Source organism: Streptomyces sp. SPB162 (assembly GCF_029504575.1).
Taxonomy (GTDB): Bacteria; Actinomycetota; Actinomycetes; order Streptomycetales; family Streptomycetaceae; genus Actinacidiphila.
In genome coordinates this window covers 1,231,734-1,248,979 of the sequence record NZ_JAQFII010000001.1, presented here as the reverse complement: position 1 = coordinate 1,248,979, position 17,246 = coordinate 1,231,734, and the positions used below count along the sequence as shown (strand labels likewise).

The following is a 17,246-nucleotide window of genomic DNA, read 5'->3' as shown; positions in this document are numbered from 1 at the left end:
GCGCCATCGCATCGCGTTGCGGGAGGGCGCGCGCCGTCCCCGGAGCCGCGGGCGCCGCCTCAGTGCCGCGGTGAGCGCACCGGGCGGCGGCCGACCGCCGTTGCCCCGGGACCGTCGACGGGCGGGGGAACGCCCAGCTCCCAGTCCAGCCCGTACCGCGTGAACAGCTCGGCCCGCAGCCGGGGCAGCGGCATCGGCACGCCCGGCACCAGGAGCGCGACCACCGCGCCCATCAGCAGCGCGCGCAGCATCGGGTACTCCGCCCCCGGATCCTCCGCGCCCCAGCGGACGACCGTGTTCTCCAACAGTGCCGCGAGCCGCTGCTGCTCGGCACACTGGATGAAGCCCTCGCCCTCGAGGATCGACGCCATATGCGTGCGCATCAATTTCGTGTGTGTCTGGGTGAGGCCCAGGATCGCGTCGATGGCCCGCGCCATCCGCTCCCGGCCGTCCTCGGTGCGCGGCTCCCGCTCCAGCGCGGCGGCCAGCTCCAGATGCATCAGGCGGTGCACCGCGGACTGCACGAGCTGGCGCTTTCCCGGAAAGTAGTACGACACCAGACCGCGGGCGGAACCCGCCCGGTCGGCGATGTCGGCGAGGGTGGTGGCCTCGTAGCCGCGTTCCTCGATCAGCTCCACCGTCGCCTGCAGGAGCCGTTCCCGGGAACGCCGCCGCATCTCTTCATTGACCGATGCGCTTCGGGGAGACATGCTTTACTCCTGCGTTGACTGGCTCACAGCCAATATACTCAACGCACCCCCGCGAGCCTACGCGGCTACGCGGGGAACGGGGGCCTGGATCGGCGCCCGGCGGCGCGGGGGACCGCCGGGCGTCGACCCGGTCACAGCGCGCGGGCGGCCGAAGCCGCTCAGGAGCGGTGACGTGGCGGCCGGGGGAAGAAACCACTGGTCCGGGTGGTGTACTCGGCGAATCCCGGACGGCGCGCCATATGTCGCTCCAGCGTCGGCTTGCCGCTCCCGCGGATCAACAGGAAGCTCATGACCAGCGGCGACACCAGCGTGACGGCCGCGAGCGGGGTCGAGCAGGCGAGCAGGAACAGTCCCCACCAGACACAGAAGTCGCCGAAGTAGTTGGGGTGCCGCGTCCAGCTCCACAGCCCGCGGTCCATGATCGCGCCGCGGTGGGCCGGATCCCGCTTGAAGCGGGCGAGCTGGAAGTCGCCGACGGATTCGAAGAAGAACCCCACCAGCCACAGCGCCACGCCCACCGACGCGAACCCGTTGAGCGCGCCGGGCACGTACATGGCGAACTGGACGGGGAGGGCGACCACCCACACCAGTACCGCCTGCAGCAGGTAGACCATGCGCAGCGCGTACAGGTTGCGGCTACCGGGCGCGCGCGACAGCATCCGCCCGTAGCGCGGATCCTCGCCGTGGCCCCAGCCGCGCACGCCGATGTGCACGGACAGCCGCAGCCCCCAGGCAGTCGTCGCGATCAGGACCAGCAGCCGCCGGGCCTCGTCCCCGTGGCCCGCGGACAGCGCGTACGAGACGGCCGCCACCGCGGCGAAGGCCGTCCCCCAGGCCACGTCCACGACGCGGTGCAGGCCCTTCGCCGCGCCGACGGCGAAGGCCGTGAGGAGCACCGCCAGCGCCGCGCCGGCCGAGGCCGCGAGGCCGGTGGCGAAGTCGCCCCATGGGAATTCGTTCATCGGATGCCTTCCGCGCCGCGCGTCAGCAGCAGCTGGCGCACATCCAGGTAGCCGGACCGGAACCCGGCCTCGGAGTAGGCCAGGTAGAAGGTCCACATCCGCCGGAAGGTCTCGTCGAACCCCAGGTCCGTCACCTCGGCGGCCCGCTCGGTGAAGCGCTCGCGCCACAGCTGCAGCGTCCGGGCGTAGTGCGGCCCGAACCCGGTGTCCTGGGTGATCCGCAACCCCGTGTGGCGGGCCAGGACCTGCTCGACGGCGGTGACCGAGGGCAGCAGACCGCCGGGGAAGATGTACTTCTGGATCCAGGTGAAGGTGCGCCGGGAGGCCAGCAGCCGTTCGTGCGGCATGGTGATGGCCTGCAGTGCGATCCGCCCACCGGGGGCCAGCAGCCGTTCCAGCGCGCGGAAGTACACCGGCCAGAACTCCTCGCCGACCGCCTCGACCATCTCCACGCTGACCACGGCGTCGTACTCGCCGTGGACCTGCCGGTAGTCCAGCAGCAGTACTGTCACCCGGTCCTCGTACCCCGCCTCGCGGATCCGCAGCCGGGCCAGCTCGCGCTGCTCCCGCGACAGGGTCACCGTCACCACCTCCGCGCCGCGTCGCGCCGCCCGCAGCGCCAGCTCGCCCCACCCGGTGCCGATCTCCAGCAGCCGGGTGCCGGGTCCGACGGAAGCGAGGTCCAGCAGCCGGTCGATCTTGCGGTGCTGGGCCACGGTCAGCGGCTCGTCCCCCTCGGGGGACCGGGCGTCGGCGGGTGCTCCGTCCGGTGGGAACAGGGCCGCCGAATACGTCATGGTCCTGTCCAGGAAGAGTGCGAACAGGTCGTTCGACAGGTCGTAGTGGCGGCTGATGTTGCCGCGCGCCCCCGCGACCGTGTTGCGCTGGGCCGACGGCTTGCGCAGCGCCCAGGCGCCGCGCAGCCGCTGCAGCGGGGCCGGGACGAGGGACCCGACGTGCGAGGCGAGCACGGTGAGCACCCCGACCAGGTCGTCGGAGTCCCATTCGCCCGCCATGTACGACTCGCCGAAACCGACGAGTCCTGATGCGCCTATCCGGGCGAAGAAGGGGCCGGGCCGGTGCACCCGCAGCAGCGGGGTGTCCGCGTCCGGTGACCCCTCGGGGGCGCGGCCCGGCAGGCCAAGGCGCAGCGGCAGGCCGGCCAGCGCCCGCCGTACCAGGCGCTCGGCGACGGCCGCGCGGACCGGAGCGCCGGGCACCCGGACGATGTCGGGCCACCGTTCCGCGTCCACCGGCAGACCGCGGGCCGCGGGCACGCGGGCCGTCGGCGGACGGGGAACGGTCGTACGGGCGGCGGTCGGACGAAAGACGGGCGCAGTCACTGCACACCCTCCTGGGGTCGGTGCGGGATACGGGGCCGCACGGGCAGGCCGCGCAGGTACAACAGGACGCCGTGCAGCCGGATGAGCACGGAGACGGCCGCGGTCGGCCACGGGTGCCGCAGGGCCGTCCGCAGCAGGCCCGCGGTGGTCGCGGGGCGCCGTTCACCCCGCAGCGTCGCGGTGAACGGCCGGGTGCCGGAGCGTTCCAGATGGACCGTCAGGTCGAGCCGCGCGCCGGGCTCCGGCAGCCGCATGCGGTACGCGCCGTCCACCGGGAAGAACGGCGAGACGTAGAACTCCTTCGCGGTACCCGCCCGGCCCTCGGCATCGGGCCGCAGCAGGTAGCAGTGGCGTTCGCCGTAGGTGTTGTGCACCTCGGCGACGACGCACTCCGTCGAACCGTCGGAGCGGTGGCACCAGTAGACGGTCAACGGGTTGAAGACATGGCCGAACACCCGCGCCGCGGTGAGCATCAGCACCCGCCCGCCGGGCCGCTCCACCCCGTTCGCCGCGAGGAAGCGGTCGAGCCCCGCCCGGATGCTCGGCGCCCCGCCGCCGAAGTGGTCGCGCGCCTCGAAACGGGCCAGCGGACGCAGTGGGCGCGGCAGTCGGGGCAGCGCGTCCACGTCGACCAGCCACAGGTACGTACGGTGCCGGAAGGCGTGCCGCAGCGGTGCGGTGCGCACATGCGCCACGACGCACTCGTACAGTGCCGCGGTCACCACCGCACCCCCAGCGCAGCCGCCGCTGCGACCCCGGAGCGGCAGCCGTCCTCGTGGAATCCCCAGCCGTGGTAAGCCCCGGCGAACGTGGTGACGGAGCCGTTCAGCTCCGGCAGCCGGCGTTGCGCGGCGACCGAGCGCGTGGTGAAGACCGGGTGCGCGTAGTCCATGCGGTCCAGGACCAGGGCCGGGTCGACGAGCCGCTCGCCGCCGAGGGTCACGACGTACTCCCGCGGGGTGCCCAGCCGTTGCAGACGCGTCATGTCGTAGCTGACCAGGACCCGGTCGGGGGTGGCTTCGCACGAGGGCAGCAGGTAATTCCAGGAGCCTCGCGCGCCGCGGGCCCGCGGCAGCACGGAGGCGTCGGTGTGCAGCAGCGCGGGATTGCGGGAGTAGGAGAACGCGCCCAGCACCTCGGCCTCGGCGGGCGTCGGGTCGGCGAGCAGCCGCAGCGCCTGGTCGGGATGGACGGCGACGACCACGGCGTCCGCGGTGTGCTCGGCGCCGTCGCGGGTCCGCAGCCGCACGCCGCCGGGGTGCCGGGTGAGCGCGTGGACCGGGGCGGAGGTGTGCACGGTGGTCAGCTGCTTGGCGATCCGGCGGACGTACTCGTGCGAGCCGCCGGTGACGGTCCGCCAGGCCGGGGCGCCGGTCACCGCGAGCATCCCGTGGTTGTCCAGGAAGCGGAAGAGGTATCGGGCGGGATAGCCGGCGGCCTGCTCCGCGCCGCAGGACCAGACGGCGGAGACCAGCGGCGTCATGAAGTGCGAGACGAAGTAGGGCGGGAACCGCCGTTCGGCGAGGAACGCGCCGAGGGTCGGCTCCGGGCCGTCCGCCGGCCGTGCCAGCAGTTCGCGGGCGGCCCGGTGGAAGCGCGGTACCTGGGCGAGCAGCCGCAGATAGCGGCCGTTGGCCGCGTTGCCCGGGCGCGGGAAGAGTCCCGCCGCGCCACGGGCGCCCGCGTACTCCAGGCCGCAGCCGTCGCAGCGCACCGACATGCTCATGTCGGTCTCCTGGGTGGCCACGCCCAGTTCGGCGAAGAGCCGCGTCAGCAGCGGGTACGTACGGCGGTTGTGCACGATGAATCCGGTGTCGACGGCGAACGCCCGGCCGCCGTCCGCGGCCACCACCTCATGGGTGTCGGCGTGACCGCCGAGCCGGGCGTCCGCCTCGAAGAGCGAGACGTCGTGCGTCCCGCCCAGGACGTGCGCGGCGCTGAGTCCGGCGATCCCGCTCCCGATGATCGCGACCCGACGTCGTTCCGTCATCACAGCCCGCCCTCCTCGCACCCGCATGTCCTGTCGGGTATTCGGAACGGCGGCGGGCGCGGATTGGTGCGACCGCGGAAGACTGAGGATCTTCCGCGGTTCCGGCGGGCTGGGGCGTGTGGTGAAAGTCCCGCCTGGCCCGCGACACGACACGCCCTTGGGCCGGCCTAGAGCTCTGGCTGGAAAGGTTCACCGGTTCGCGGCGTCCGGCAGGGCACTTCGCTGCGTTGTCGGAGTCGTCCGAGTACCGGTGCGAGGACGATCCTCCGCCGTGCGACGCACCCCGCCGGACGCCGCGAAGCAGGCAAACCCTTCCGGCCAGAGCACTAGGTGAGCGCGTTGAGGCCCGGGACGAAGGCGATCAGCAGGGGGACGGCCGGGACGAGGAGGGCGGTGGCGGTCAGGCTCGCGCGGCGTACCGGGGCCAGTCGCGGGGCCGGGTCCAGGAGGCGGTGCACCCGGCGCGGCAGTTCGGCGAGCGGGGTCGGGCAGGGGCCGAAGACCCCGCGGTCCTCGTTGAGCTCGACCAGCGCCAGTGCCGTGGTGAGCCGGCCGAAGCGGCGGGAGGCGGTGTCGTCGGCAGCCAGTTCGATCAGCCGGTGCACCTGGTCGCGGAACCCGGCGAAGACCGGGACCTGCGGGAAGCCCGAGGCCAGCGCACCCGCGCAGTGCAGCAGTACATCGTGCCGGGCACGGACGTGGCCCTGTTCGTGGGCGAGTACGGCGTCGAGCTGGCGGCCCTTGAGCCGGCGCAGCGCGGCCGTGGTGACGACCAGCTGCGGCTGCGCGCCCGACAGCCACCAGGCGTCGGGCCGGTCGCCCTCCAGCACCACCAGCCGGTCACCGGCCGGCGGCTCCTCGCCGGGCAGCCGGGGGGAGCGGACGAGCAGTTCCGCGCGCCGCTGCCGGCGTCGTGCGCGTGCCCCGCGCACCTCGCGGGTGAGCATCGCGGCGGTCCACACGCCGCCGCAGGCCAGCAGGATCGCCAGCGATCCGGCCCAGCGCCCGTAGCCGGGCAGACCGTACGCGTCCACGACACCGTGCGGGGCGAAGCCGAACAGGTGCCAGCGCACCGCGGCCGAGGCCGCCGCGGCGCTGAGCGCCATCGCCAGGACACAGCAGAGCAGGACGGCGCCGACGACGCACTGCCAGACCCACAGGGCCAGCACGGGTTCGCGCTCCGGCCAGGCGGCACGGGACAGCAGGCGCGGCGTCATCGCCGCCGCCAGTGCGCCGACCACCAGCAGCACGAACGGGACCGTCATGGCGCCCAGCCTAGGAGGCGGGTGGATCCGCGGGTACGGTCCGCCGCACTAAGTGATGCACGCCTCACACACCCCTCGCCCCTCACGCCTCACCCGTCCCGCACGCCGACCCTTGCACGCCGCACTTCGCTTCGTCGCTATGGGTGACGTCGGGCGGCGCTCCGCCGCGTCGCGCCACGTACCGGAACCCTCCCCCTACGCTGCGTGATGCGAGCCGATCATCGGAACGACTCGCCCGCGACCTCGTCCGCGAGGACCTCACCGAACTGGAGGCGTGGTGTGCCGTATCGGTGCTCTGCTCGCCGCCCTTGTCCTCTCCTGCGTCGCGCTCCTCGGGAGCGCGTCCGTCTCCCACGCCGACCCGGCGCCCGGGGGACCAGCGGCGTTCACGCTGCCCGCCTCGCTCGACCTGCATGACGGCACCGTCCAGCAGTTCGGCGGCACCTACTACGCGTACGGCACCGCGTACGGCTGCGGGTTCCAGTGGGGGACGGCCAACACGCCGTTCTGCGGGTTCAAGGTGTCCACCGCGCCCTCGCTCCTGGGCCCGTGGTCCACACCGACCCTGCTGTTCGGCCCGAACGAGACCGATCCGTTCACCGGAACGTCCTGGCAGGTGGAGTGCGGAGGTACCGGGGCGGGCTGTTTCAACGCCCGGATGATCCAGCGCAGGGGCTGGGGCAGCGACGACGGGGTGTGGATCCTGTGGTTCAACTCCCCGGCCGACTTCGCCCGCGACAAGACCCACGCCTACAACGCGATGGGCTGCAACGGACCCGCCGGCCCCTGCGGTCCCTCCGCCGGTCCGCCGTACGGCTCGTACGCCAAGCCCAGCCTGAAGTTCTGCACCGGGAACGGGGACATGGGCTTCATCGACTCCGTCACCCCGGGCGCCGCGCCGGCGCTGGTGTGCACGATGGGCGGCGCGCTCTCCCTCTCCATCGAGGAGCTCAACGTGTACGGCGTCGGTGGGTCCGGCGTGGGCGGACTGAGCGTCGCCGGACTGAAGAACATCGAGAGCCCCGGCGGCTGGTACGACCGCTCCAGCGGGCAGTACTTCCTCACCTACTCGGATCCCGGCTGCGGCTACTGCACCGGTACCGGTACCGGCTACGCCACCACCACCAACCTGTACGGGAGCTGGGTCGCGCCCCCCAACCTCGGGTTCGGCCAGCCCGCGAACGGCCGCCGTCTCATCTCCGCCAACAGCTGCGGCGGACAGGCCCGCACCGTGTCGGTCGTCGACGGGCAGGCCTGGCAGTCCATCGACCTGTGGACCGGCGACCGGAACGAGGCCGGAGCGCGGATGCGGTTCGTACCGCTCAACTCCACCCCGCCGTCCGGCACCCCCGGCGACGGCCAGGTCTGGCACCCGCCGCTCGCCCTCGCCTGCTGACGCGCCCCGGGACGACCGGGGTCACAGCGCCAGCAGCATGGCGAACATGCCCAGCGCCATGGAGACCCGGCACGCCGCCAGTTCCGGCGCGATCGGCGCCCCGGCCGGCGGACCGCCCGCCGGGGCGACGGCCGGCACCGTCACCAGCCGGGCCCCGGCCGCCAGGACGTACCCGGCGAAGTACAGCAGCAGCGCCCCGGTCAGCAGCGGAGCGCCCGCCGCGGGGTGCCCGGCGTGGCCGCCGGCGGGGGCCGACGTGCCCATCGCCGCCGCCATGTAGACCATCGCGGCGGCGCCCAGGGCGTGGTGCAGATGGTGACCGGGGCGCCGGGCGAGCAGCAGGGCCCGGACGGCCGCGGCGGCGAAGACCACCGCGAGCAGCAGCGTCACCCAGGGCCTGGGGTCGAGTACGGACAGCGGTACGGCCATCACCGCCATGCCGGCCCCCATCAGGGCCTCGTCGCGCGCGGCGTGCCGCAGCAGGCACGACAGCCCCGTCGCGGCGCTGAGTACGACCAGCAGCCACCCCACCAGCGGTGGTCCGTGCATGACCGGCCTCCCGTTCGCGGCGTTCCCGCCCACCGGCCGCCCCGCGTCCGTCGGCGACGGCGGTCCGCTGGAGAGTTGCCCAGCCACGAGGGCGCACACCCGAGCGCACGGACGTACCCGGGGGGCGCCCGCTACGGTCGGGTCGCGGTCACGTCCGGGCGCGCTGGGTGACCGCCACACAGACCAGCACGGCGACCGCCGCGAGCGGGGTGGCGGCGCCCAGGTTCTCGCCGAGCAGCGCCGCCGACCACACCAGCGTCAGCAGCGGCTGCGCGAGTTGCAGCTGGCTGGCGCGGGCGACGCCGATGGCGGCCATGCCCCGGTACCAGACCATGAGGCCGAGGACCTGGGAGACGGCCGCGAGGTACGCCAGCCCCAGCAGCGGCCGGCCGCTGAGGTGCACCGGCTCGAAGGTCAGGGCGAGGAGCGAGCCGACCAGGGTGAACGGCAGCATCGCGAGCAGCGCCCAGGAGATGACCCGCAGCCCGGGCATTACCCGCGCCAGCCGGCCGCCCTCGGCGTAGCCCGCCGCGCACACCGCCAGCGCGCCGAAAAGGTAGAGGTCACCGGCGGTCGGTGCCCCGCCGCTCTGCGCGAGGGTGAAGACGGTGACCACGCCGGCGCCCGCGACGGCGGCGGCCCAGAAGGTCCGCGACGGGCGGTTCCCCTCCCGGGCGGCGGCCACGATGGCGGTCGCCAGCGGCAGGGCGCCGATGACGACGGCGGCGTGCGAGGTGTTGGTGGTCGTCAGCGCCAGGGTCGTGAGCAGCGGGAACCCGACGACGACCCCGAGCCCGACGACCAGCAGCCCCGGCCAGTGCTTCCGCGCGGGGACCGGTGCCCGTCCGGCGAGCAGACAGGCACCCGCGATGACCGCGGCCAGTACGCCGCGTACCGCGACCGTGGTCCACGGCCCGAAGCCGCCGAGCGCCCAGTGGGTCGCGGGGAAGGTGAAGGAGAAGATCGCGACGCCGAGGGCGGCGAGGGCGGTGCCGTTCACCGCTATCGGCCGGAGAGCGATAGCGCTATTGTGTGCTGTCATGAATGACAGTAGCAGTTCGGCTTCCTTGGCAGACGTGCTGCGGGGGGAGCTGAAGCGCTTCTCGCCGGGAGCGAAACTGCCGTCGAGTCGTTCGCTCGTCGACCGGTTCGGCGTCAGCCCCGTGACCGTTTCCCGAGCGCTGGCCGCGCTCGCGGCCGAGGGTCTGGTGGAGACCCGCCCCGGTTCCGGCACGTACCGGTCGCAGGCGGCGCCCCCCGCCGCCCTGGCCGACACCTCATGGCAGCAGGTCGCCCTGACCGCCGGGGACCAGCACGCCGAGCCCGCGCCCCGCGTCGTCGACGCCTCCGGCGTGCTCGCCACCCTCGCCGCTCCGCCGCCCGGCGTGATCCCGCTCAACGGCGGCTATCTGCACGCGGACCTCCAGCCGCAGCAAGCCCTCGGCGCCGCGCTCGCGCGCGCGGCCCGCCGGCCCGGAGCGTGGGACCGGCCGCCGGTGGAGGGGCTGACGGCGCTGCGCGCCTGGTTCGCGCGGGAGGCCGGCGTCGGACCCGCCCAGGTGCTGGTCACGGCGGGCGGCCAGGCCGCGCTCACCACCGCGCTGCGCGCGCTCGCCCCGCCCGGCTCCGCGCTGCTGGTCGAGTCCCCGACGTACCCCGGTGTGCTCGCGGTGGCCCGCGCGGCCGGACTGCGGCCGGTCCCGGTGCCGACCGACGCCGACGGCGTACGGCCGGACCTGCTCGAGGAAGCCTTCGACGCCACCGGTGCGCGGGTGTTCTTCTGCCAGCCGCTCTTCCAGAATCCGACGGGCGCGGTCCTCGCCCCGGCGCGGCGGGAGCGGGTCACGGCGATCGCCCGCGCGGCCGGCGCATTCGTGATCGAGGACGACTTCGCCCGGCGGTTGGGCCACGGCGGCCCGCTGCCCGCGCCGCTGGTCGCCGACGACCCGCACGGCACCGTCGTCCATGTGACGTCACTGACCAAGCCCACCTCGCCCAGTCTGCGGGTGGGCGCGCTCATCGCCCGCGGGCCGGTGGTGGAACGGCTGCGCGCCATCCAGGTCGTCGACAGCTTCTTCGTCCCCCGCCCGTTCCAGGAGGCGACCCTGGAACTCGTCGGCGCGCCCGCCTGGCCGCGCCACCTGCGGACCGTCGCGGCGGGCCTGCGCGAGCGGCGCGACGCGATGCTGGCCGCGCTCCGCCGCGACCTGCCGGAACTGGTCCCCGACCGGGTCCCGGCCGGCGGCTACCTGTTGTGGCTGCGGCTGCCCGAGGGCACCGACGAGACGGCGCTGTGCACGGCGGCGCTGCGCGCCTCGGTCGCGGTCGCGGCCGGACGCGCCTACTTCGCCGCGGAGGCCCCGGCGCCGTACATCCGCGTCAGCTTCGCCGACACCAGCGGCAGCGAGGAGATCGACGAGGGGATCCGCCGGCTCGCGACCGCCTTCGCCGAAGTCAGGGCCGGTATCTGATCGGGTGGTCGGCCGGCACCTCCACCAGGACGATCTCCAGTCCGTCCGGATCCGCGATCCACATCTCGAACAGCCCCCACGGCTCCTTCAGCGGAGGCCGCAGCACGGGGACCCCGCGGTCGGCCAGCTCGGTGTGGGCCGCGGCGATGTCCGGGACCTGCAGCCAGACGCGCAGCGCCGAACTCATCGGCGCCCCGGAGCGCCCGGAGAGCTCCAGGTAGCCGCCGCCCAGGAAGAACACCGTGCCGCGCTCGGGACCGCTGCCGAACTCCCGGTAGATCGCCAGCCCGAGATCGTCCCGGTAGAAGGCGCGGGATCGTTCCAGGTCGGCCGGTTGCAACAGGATCCGGCTGCTCACCACATTCACCATGCGCTGTAGCTACCCGCCCCCCGCACCCCGGATGCGTCTGCCGGTAGCCTCGGCCCCATGGACACCAGCGAGCGCACAGTGCAGCCGACCTTCCGCACGGCCACGCCGGCCGACGCCCCCGCCGTCGTCGCACTCGTCGAGTCGGCGTACCGGGGGGACGCGAGCCGGGCCGGGTGGACGACGGAGGCGGACATCCTGGAGGGGCAGCGGACGGATCCGGCCGGTGTCGTCGAGGTGATCGAGAAGCCGGGCAGCCGACTCGTCCTGGTGGAGCGCGCGGGCGAGCTGATCGGGTGCTGCCACCTCGAACGGCGCGGGAACCACGCCTACTTCGGAATGTTCGCGGTCCGGCCGTCGGCGCAGGGAGGCGGCCTCGGGAAGACGGTCCTCGCGGAGGCCGAGCGCTTCGCGGCCGAGGAGTGGGACGTGGCGCAGATGCAGATGACGGTCATCACGGCGCGCGTGGACCTCATCGCCTGGTACGAGCGCCGCGGTTACACCCGGACCGGTCAGACGCATCCCTTCCCCTACGGGGACGAGCGCTTCGGGCTGCCGCAGCGCGACGACCTGGAGTTCGAACTGCTGGTGAAGGACCTCGCGACCGCGGCCACCGGCTGACCGCTAGCTGTTCTGTCTCGGGAGGTTGCGGACGGGTGATTCAGGTCTCGGCAAGGGGGATCTTGAACGGGTGATGGCCTTCCTGTTCGGTGTGGATTGCGACGTCCACACCAACAGAAAGGCCCTCGTGCCCCACCGTGATGCACCCCTGACCGAGACCGGACGCCTACGCCTGGCCCGCTGCGTCGTGGACGACGGCTGGACTTTGCGCCGGGCCGCCGAACGCTTCCAGGTCTCGCCCACCACCGCCCAGCGGTGGGCCGGGCGTCGCGGGCCAGGCGGGACTTTCACAACACCCCTTAGAGCCGCCCGGCCTCCGCGAAGCGCCGCAGGAAGCGCTGCGTGCGCTCCCGCGCCGGCGCCCCGAACACCTGCTTCGGCGTGCCGCGCTCCAGTACCACGCCGGCGTCGAGGAAGCAGACCTGGTCGGCGACCTCACGGGCGAAGCCCATCTCGTGCGTGGCGATCACCATCGTCATGCCCTGCTCCTTGAGATCGCGGACGACCCCCAGTACCTCGCCGACCAGTTCCGGGTCGAGCGCCGCGGTGATCTCGTCGAGGAGCAGCAGCCGCGGCTTCCCGGCGAGCGCGCGGACGATCGCGACGCGCTGCTGCTGGCCGCCGCTGAGCCGGTCCGGGTACTCGCCGGCCTTGTCGCCGAGGCCGAGCCGTTCGAGCAGTTCACGGGCCCGCTCGGCCGCCTCGGCGCGCGCGACCTTGTGCACCCGGCGCGGCGCGAGGGTGATGTTGTCGAGGACCGTCATATGCGGGAAGAGGTTGTACGCCTGAAAGACGACTCCGATCCGGCGGCGTACCGAGTCGGGGTCGACGCGCGGATCGGTGATGTCCTCGCCGTCCAGGAAGATCGCCCCGTCGTCGATGTCCTCCAGCAGGTTGGCGCAGCGCAGCAGTGTCGACTTGCCGGAGCCGGAGGCGCCGATCAGCGCGGTGACGGTGTGCGGCGGCACCGTGAGATCGATGTCGCGCAGCACCACGGTCGAGCCGAACGTCTTGCGCACCGACTCCAGCCGCAGCACGGGGGTGGCACTCACGTCGTCCTTCATACGGTCCCTCCCTGCGACTGGCGGCGGTTCATCCGGGCGGTGATCCAGTCGGTGAAGCGCGTCATCGGGATGGTGAGCGCGACGAAGATCAGGCCGGCCACGACGTACGAGGTGTAGTTGAAGGTCTTGCCCGCGTAGATCTGCGCGGCGTACACCGCGTCGACCGCGCCGGCGATCGACACCAGGCCGGTGTCCTTCTGCAGCGAGACCAGGTCGTTCAGCAGCGGCGGCACGACCCGCCGGACGGCCTGTGGCAGCACCACGTGGCGCATGGTCCGCGCGCTGCTCAACCCGAGTGAGCGGGCGGCCGCGCGCTGGCTGGGGTGGACCGTGTCGATGCCTGCCCGGAAGACCTCGGCGACGTACGCCGAGTAGGTGAGGACCAGTGCCGTGCCGCCCAGCACCACCGGATCGGTGGTGACGCCCTGCAGCCGCAGCGCGGGGACGCCGAAGACCACGCCGAGCAGGCAGATGATCAGCGGCAGCCCACGGAAGAAGTCGACATAGGCGGTGGCGAGCGCGCGCAGTGGGAAGAAGACCGGTCCGCGCAGGGTGCGGGTGACGGCGAGCAGCAGCCCGAGGACCAGCACGACCGCCCCGCACACCACCATCAGCTGCAGGTTGAGCCAGAGCCCGTCGAGGATCTTCGGCAGCGACGCGCGGGCGTCGTGCGCGTTGAAGAACGTCTCGCGGGTGCGCTGCCAGCCGGGGGAACTGACGACGAGCCCGACGAGCAGTCCGGCGGTGGCGAGGGAGCTGACGGCGCCGATCGTCACCGCGCGCCGGGTACGGGCGCGCCGGTAGCGCTCCCGCTCGATCCGCCGCTCGGACGGCCGGTAGGTGTCCGGTCGGACGTCCTCCACCGTCACTTCAGCACCGGCGCGTCGACGGCCTCGGACAGCCAGCGCTTCTCCAGACCGGCGAGGGTCCCGTCCTTGCGCAGCGCGTCGACCGCCGTGCTGACGCAGGAGGTGAGCTTGCTGCCCTTGTCCAGGACGAGGCCGAACTGCTCCTTCTGCGCGCCGCCGGCCTCGAACTGGCCGACGACCTTGGCCTCCGGCACCTCGGCGCCGGTGATGTAGAAGGCGGTGGGCAGGTCGACCACGATGCCGTCCACCTGGCCGTTCTTCAGCGCGCTCTTGGCGAGGTCGTTCTTCTGGTAGACGGCGGGCGGCTGGGTCGGCTTGATGACGTCGTTCAGCACGTCGAGGCTGGTGGTGCCGACCTGGGCGCCGAGCTTGGCCCCCCGCAGATCGGCGAGGGACTTCGCGTTCGCGATCTTCGAGGTCTTCAGCGTGATGACGGCCTGGCGCACGTCGTAGTAGCCGGACGAGAAGTCGACGGCCTTCTTGCGGTCCTCGCTGATGGAGACCTGGTTGATGTCGAAGTCGAAGGCCTTCGCGCCGGGGGCGAAGGCGTTGTTGAAGGCGACGGTCTGCCAGACGACGTCGGCCTGGGCGTAGCCGAGCTGCTTGGCGACCGCGTAGGTGACCGCCGACTCGAAGCCCTTGCCGTTGGCGGGCTTGTCCTCGGTGAACCAGGGGTCGTAGGCGGGCGTGTCCGTGCCCACCGTCAGCTTGCCCGCGGTGCGGGTGGACAGATCAGCCGGGGCACAGCTCGCGGCGGACGTTCCCGCGGGCGGGGTGGTGCTGCCCGCGGAGGAGTCCTCCTGGGGTGCGCAGCCGGCGGCGGCGAGGGTGAGCAGGGCGGCCGCGGCGATGGCGGCACGGCGCGGGGACAGCGGGTTCGCGGAACGCATGGCCGGACATTGGCACCGGCCGGGTGAATCTGTCCAGGCAGAAGGCACGTACGTCCGAATGCCGGACGTTTGTGTCCGCGGTGTTGCCGCGCGGCGCCAGGTCGCCTCCCGTCAGGACCTCCCGTCAGGACCCCCCGTCAGGACCCCCGTCAGGCCCGTCCGGCGATCTGACGCATCGCCCGCCCGCCCCGATCGACGGCACGTCCGTCACGATCCCGTCCAGCCGCAGCGCGTGCGCGAGTTCCAGCTCCTGCGGCGTGTTCACCGTCCACGCGATCACGGCGAGCCCCGCGTCCCGGCACCGCAGGACCACGTCGAGGCTGAGGTGCGGAAGTTCCAGGCTGACCATCCGGGCGCCCACCGCCAGCGCGCGCGGAACCAGGTCCCGGCCGAGCTCGCCGGCGACCAGCACGCGGTGCGACTGCGGCAGCAGCTCGTGGACCGCGCGCAGCGCCTCGTCGTGGAAGGAGATCACGCTCACCCGGCCCACCTCGTCGCGCTCGCGCAGCAACTCGGCGAGCACCCGGGCGGCGGCGACGTCCTTGATCTCGGCCTGGATCGGTCCGGTGACCGCGTTGAGCACCTCTTCGAGGACGGGCACCCGCTCGCCCTGCCCCGCGTCCAGCTCCCGCAGCGCGTCGAGGGTGAGATCGCCGATCCGGCCGGTGCCGTCCGTGGTGCGGTCGACCTCGGCGTCGTGCATGACGACGAGCGCGCCGTCCTTGCTCAGGTGCAGGTCGAGCTCGATCTGGTCCAGCCCCTCGCCCTCGGCGCGGAGGAACGAGCGCACGGTGTTCTCGGGTTCCACGCCCATGAGACCCCGGTGACCGACGGTGAGGAAGTTCATGGCCGACACCCTAGCGACGGACGGTGACCACCGGCGGAACGTGGTGTGACGGCGCGGAGTGCTGGGAGCGGACACCCGCCGTACCGAGGACGAACCCGGTGATCAGGGCGGCGACGAGGACAGCGCGGGTGCTCATGGCCCCTCTCCTACCGCCGCCGGACCCGGCGGGCCGGTTCCGTCACTCGTGCGAGGGCGTGCCGCCCGCCCGGGTTGCCACGGGGGCCGCGGGATCCGGTGCGGGGATCGCGCACGCCGGAAAGCTGGGTGAGACTGGAGCGGAGCCGGTTTGCGGCATTCGGTCGTGAATGTCCCACCAAGCTCCGCTGCCGACATGACGCAACTAACAGAAGTCATCGCGAGAACGGCGCATGACAGGAAAATAGTCGGCCTCACTGGGGGTCGCACAGGATAATTTGCTCCGACCCCCCTTGAACGGAGGAAGCTCGTATAGATACGCTTCCGTGGCGGATCAAGCGCGTTTCTTCTGTGAAGGAGGGGTCATGAGTGAAAATCTTTCGGCTGTAGTGGCTGACGGGACCGGTATATCCGGCGAGGGCATCGCCTCGCATCCGGCGTGGGCCGAACTGAAGCAAGCCGTCGTCGCCATCAGGCCCTGGCAGCAGAAGGACGGCTCGATCGACTTCTCCGCCGAGGTCGTACCGCCGCTCGCCGAGGTGGAGCACACCCTGGAACGCGTCATCGACGCGATCGAGCAGCTCTCTCCGCTGGTGCCGCACGACGCGGCGTACCACCGGGCGCTCGTCGTGGACCTGCGCCGCTGGGCCGACGGCGGTTTCGGCGTCCCGGACTTCCTGGACTCGCTGCTGGCCTTCCAGCCCGCCGCCGACCGGCGCGACGGCCTGCAGCACCTGGTCGTCTTCCCGATGTACACGCAGAACGGCAACCCGGACCGCAACCTGGAGGCCGTCGCCCTGCGCGTCGTGTGGCCCGAGTGGCTCGCCGAGCTGGAGCGCACCCGCTACGACAACCCGTTGTTCGTGCCGATCACGTTCCAGGATTTCACGCCCGGCTACGACACCAACTCCGCGGTGCTCTTCCCGGAGACCGTGGCCGTCCGCCAGGCGCCCGAGCGCTGGACGTGGGGCGGGATCTTCTGCGACCGCGAGGCCGCGCGCTTCCGTGCCGTGACCGCCGCCGCCGTGGACACCCTCGGCCTGGAGCTGCCCGGCGAGGCAGTCCGGCTCATCGAGGACCAGGAGCTCTCCCAGCAGACGTTCGTCCTGTGGGACATGATCCACGACCGCACCCACAGCCATGGCGACCTGCCGTTCGACCCCTTCATGATCAAGCAGCGCGCGCCGTTCTGGATGTACGGTCTCGAAGAGCTGCGCTGCGACCTCACGACGTTCAAGGAGGCCGTGAAGCTGCAGGCCGAGGGCCACCCGATGGGCCTGGGCGTGCAGTACGCGATCCTCTTCGACCGCCTCTTCCGCTTCCCGGTCACCGGCGATCGCGTCCGCAACTACGACGGCCTGGGCGGCCAGCTGCTCTTCTCGTACCTGCACAAGCACGACGCCGTACGCTGGACGGACAACACCCTGCACATCGACTGGGAGCTGGCCCCCCAGGTCACCAACCAGCTCTGTGCCGACATCGAGAAGCTGTACCGCGACGGCATCGACCGCCCGAAGCTCGTGCACTGGTTCGCCGCGTACGACCTGGTCGCGACGTACCTCGCGCCCCACCCCGGATCGGTGTGGGCCAAGGGCCCGGACGCCCTCGACCTGTCGCTGCCGCCGCGCAAGCTGGTGGACGAGGTGCTCGTCGACGAGTTCCCGCTGAGCATGTTCTACGAGGCACTCGCGAAGAAGCTGCGCGACGTGATCGCGTCGACCCGGGGCATCACCGGCGTCGCACGGACCGCGGCGTGAGCGGCGCTGC

Annotated in this window: 18 protein-coding genes and 1 pseudogene; 5 read left to right on the top strand and 14 right to left on the bottom strand. The window is 72.6% G+C overall.

What is annotated here, in order from left to right:
* Window positions 1–59: 59 nt before the first annotated feature.
* The 6 genes from M2266_RS05775 to M2266_RS05750 all read right to left on the bottom strand — a co-directional run bounded on the left by M2266_RS05775 (window position 60) and on the right by M2266_RS05750 (window position 6,270).
* Window positions 60–710: a TetR/AcrR family transcriptional regulator gene (locus M2266_RS05775; RefSeq protein ID WP_277437159.1), complete on the bottom strand. Its 651-nt coding sequence runs from the start codon at window positions 708–710 to the stop codon at window positions 60–62.
* A gap of 158 nt (window positions 711–868) precedes the next feature.
* Window positions 869–1,672: a DUF1295 domain-containing protein gene (locus M2266_RS05770; RefSeq protein WP_277437158.1), complete on the bottom strand. Its 804-nt coding sequence runs from the start codon at window positions 1,670–1,672 to the stop codon at window positions 869–871.
* Entirely contained in the window at window positions 1,669–2,949 is a 1,281-nt protein-coding gene (locus tag M2266_RS05765; protein WP_277441079.1) for a cyclopropane-fatty-acyl-phospholipid synthase family protein, read from the bottom strand. The genes M2266_RS05770 and M2266_RS05765 overlap by 4 nt, the downstream gene beginning before the upstream one ends.
* A 62-nt stretch (window positions 2,950–3,011) precedes the next feature.
* Window positions 3,012–3,737: a DUF1365 domain-containing protein gene (locus tag M2266_RS05760; RefSeq protein ID WP_277437157.1), complete on the bottom strand. Its 726-nt coding sequence runs from the start codon at window positions 3,735–3,737 to the stop codon at window positions 3,012–3,014.
* On the bottom strand, window positions 3,734–5,008 hold the full coding sequence (locus M2266_RS05755; RefSeq protein ID WP_277437156.1) for an FAD-dependent oxidoreductase: 1,275 nt from the start codon (window positions 5,006–5,008) through the stop codon (window positions 3,734–3,736). Before M2266_RS05755 ends, M2266_RS05760 begins: the two co-directional genes overlap by 4 nt.
* Before the next feature lie 323 nt (window positions 5,009–5,331).
* Window positions 5,332–6,270, bottom strand: coding sequence for a M56 family metallopeptidase (locus M2266_RS05750; protein ID WP_277437155.1), 939 nt, complete (start codon window positions 6,268–6,270; stop codon window positions 5,332–5,334).
* Between the two features lie 277 nt (window positions 6,271–6,547).
* On the opposite strand from M2266_RS05750, the gene M2266_RS05745 reads away from it, so the two are divergent.
* On the top strand, window positions 6,548–7,666 hold the full coding sequence (locus tag M2266_RS05745; protein ID WP_277437154.1) for a hypothetical protein: 1,119 nt from the start codon (window positions 6,548–6,550) through the stop codon (window positions 7,664–7,666).
* Window positions 7,667–7,687: 21 nt separating this feature from the next.
* Here the strand turns inward: M2266_RS05745 and M2266_RS05740 are convergent, their stop codons facing one another.
* Together M2266_RS05740 and M2266_RS05735 are read right to left on the bottom strand one after the other, a co-directional pair.
* On the bottom strand, window positions 7,688–8,215 hold the full coding sequence (locus M2266_RS05740) for a DUF5134 domain-containing protein (protein WP_277437153.1): 528 nt from the start codon (window positions 8,213–8,215) through the stop codon (window positions 7,688–7,690).
* 148 nt (window positions 8,216–8,363) lie between these two features.
* On the bottom strand, window positions 8,364–9,257 hold the full coding sequence (locus M2266_RS05735; RefSeq protein WP_277437152.1) for a DMT family transporter: 894 nt from the start codon (window positions 9,255–9,257) through the stop codon (window positions 8,364–8,366).
* Between M2266_RS05735 and M2266_RS05730 the strand changes: the two genes are divergently transcribed.
* Entirely contained in the window at window positions 9,256–10,686 is a 1,431-nt protein-coding gene (locus M2266_RS05730) for a PLP-dependent aminotransferase family protein (protein WP_277437151.1), read from the top strand. The genes M2266_RS05735 and M2266_RS05730 overlap by 2 nt on opposite strands.
* Here the strand turns inward: M2266_RS05730 and M2266_RS05725 are convergent.
* Window positions 10,670–11,056 (bottom strand): VOC family protein, encoded by a 387-nt coding sequence (locus M2266_RS05725; protein WP_277437150.1) that lies wholly within the window; start codon window positions 11,054–11,056, stop codon window positions 10,670–10,672. The two genes, M2266_RS05730 and M2266_RS05725, sit on opposite strands and share 17 nt — an antisense overlap.
* A 57-nt stretch (window positions 11,057–11,113) precedes the next feature.
* On the opposite strand from M2266_RS05725, the gene M2266_RS05720 reads away from it, so the two are divergent.
* Both M2266_RS05720 and M2266_RS05715 read left to right on the top strand, forming a co-directional pair.
* Entirely contained in the window at window positions 11,114–11,674 is a 561-nt protein-coding gene (locus M2266_RS05720) for a GNAT family N-acetyltransferase (RefSeq protein WP_277437149.1), read from the top strand.
* Window positions 11,675–11,801: 127 nt separating this feature from the next.
* Entirely contained in the window at window positions 11,802–12,167 is a 366-nt protein-coding gene (locus tag M2266_RS05715; RefSeq protein ID WP_277441078.1) for a leucine zipper domain-containing protein, read from the top strand.
* A gap of 64 nt (window positions 12,168–12,231) precedes the next feature.
* On the opposite strand, the pseudogene M2266_RS05710 reads toward M2266_RS05715, so the two are convergent.
* The 5 genes and pseudogenes from M2266_RS05710 to M2266_RS05690 form a co-directional block, all read right to left on the bottom strand.
* A pseudogene (locus M2266_RS05710) lies at window positions 12,232–12,738 on the bottom strand (ATP-binding cassette domain-containing protein); the annotation flags it as partial.
* Window positions 12,735–13,601 carry an amino acid ABC transporter permease gene (locus M2266_RS05705; RefSeq protein WP_277437148.1) on the bottom strand — a complete coding sequence of 289 codons (867 nt, stop codon included), beginning with the start codon at window positions 13,599–13,601 and terminating at the stop codon, window positions 12,735–12,737. The pseudogene M2266_RS05710 and the gene M2266_RS05705, both read right to left, overlap by 4 nt.
* A 2-nt stretch (window positions 13,602–13,603) precedes the next feature.
* Entirely contained in the window at window positions 13,604–14,497 is an 894-nt protein-coding gene (locus M2266_RS05700) for an ABC transporter substrate-binding protein (RefSeq protein WP_277437147.1), read from the bottom strand.
* 124 nt (window positions 14,498–14,621) lie between these two features.
* Window positions 14,622–15,344: a glycerophosphodiester phosphodiesterase family protein gene (locus M2266_RS05695; protein ID WP_277437146.1), complete on the bottom strand. Its 723-nt coding sequence runs from the start codon at window positions 15,342–15,344 to the stop codon at window positions 14,622–14,624.
* 10 nt (window positions 15,345–15,354) lie between these two features.
* The gene (locus M2266_RS05690; protein WP_277437145.1) at window positions 15,355–15,480 is read right to left on the bottom strand and encodes a hypothetical protein; all 126 of its coding nucleotides are present in this window, start codon (window positions 15,478–15,480) and stop codon (window positions 15,355–15,357) included.
* 364 nt (window positions 15,481–15,844) lie between these two features.
* Between M2266_RS05690 and M2266_RS05685 the strand changes: the two genes are divergently transcribed.
* Window positions 15,845–17,236 carry a DUF6421 family protein gene (locus M2266_RS05685; protein ID WP_277437144.1) on the top strand — a complete coding sequence of 464 codons (1,392 nt, stop codon included), beginning with the start codon at window positions 15,845–15,847 and terminating at the stop codon, window positions 17,234–17,236.
* The last annotated feature ends 10 nt before the right edge of the window (window positions 17,237–17,246 follow it).

Bases quoted from the DNA above. Each gene is read 5' to 3' on its own strand.
- M2266_RS05775 (WP_277437159.1), bottom strand. From the start codon at position 710: ATGTCTCCCCGAAGCGCATCGGTCAATGAAGAGATGCGGCGGCGTTCC.
- M2266_RS05770 (WP_277437158.1), bottom strand. From the start codon at position 1,672: ATGAACGAATTCCCATGGGGCGACTTCGCCACCGGCCTCGCGGCCTCG.
- M2266_RS05690 (WP_277437145.1), bottom strand. From the start codon at position 15,480: ATGAGCACCCGCGCTGTCCTCGTCGCCGCCCTGATCACCGGGTTCGTC.
- M2266_RS05720 (WP_277437149.1), top strand. From the start codon at position 11,114: ATGGACACCAGCGAGCGCACAGTGCAGCCGACCTTCCGCACGGCCACG.
- M2266_RS05740 (WP_277437153.1), bottom strand. From the start codon at position 8,215: ATGCACGGACCACCGCTGGTGGGGTGGCTGCTGGTCGTACTCAGCGCC.
- M2266_RS05750 (WP_277437155.1), bottom strand. From the start codon at position 6,270: ATGACGGTCCCGTTCGTGCTGCTGGTGGTCGGCGCACTGGCGGCGGCG.
- M2266_RS05700 (WP_277437147.1), bottom strand. From the start codon at position 14,497: ATGCGTTCCGCGAACCCGCTGTCCCCGCGCCGTGCCGCCATCGCCGCG.
- M2266_RS05730 (WP_277437151.1), top strand. From the start codon at position 9,256: ATGAATGACAGTAGCAGTTCGGCTTCCTTGGCAGACGTGCTGCGGGGG.
- M2266_RS05685 (WP_277437144.1), top strand. From the start codon at position 15,845: ATGAGTGAAAATCTTTCGGCTGTAGTGGCTGACGGGACCGGTATATCC.
- M2266_RS05725 (WP_277437150.1), bottom strand. From the start codon at position 11,056: ATGGTGAATGTGGTGAGCAGCCGGATCCTGTTGCAACCGGCCGACCTG.
- M2266_RS05735 (WP_277437152.1), bottom strand. From the start codon at position 9,257: ATGACAGCACACAATAGCGCTATCGCTCTCCGGCCGATAGCGGTGAAC.
- M2266_RS05695 (WP_277437146.1), bottom strand. From the start codon at position 15,344: ATGAACTTCCTCACCGTCGGTCACCGGGGTCTCATGGGCGTGGAACCC.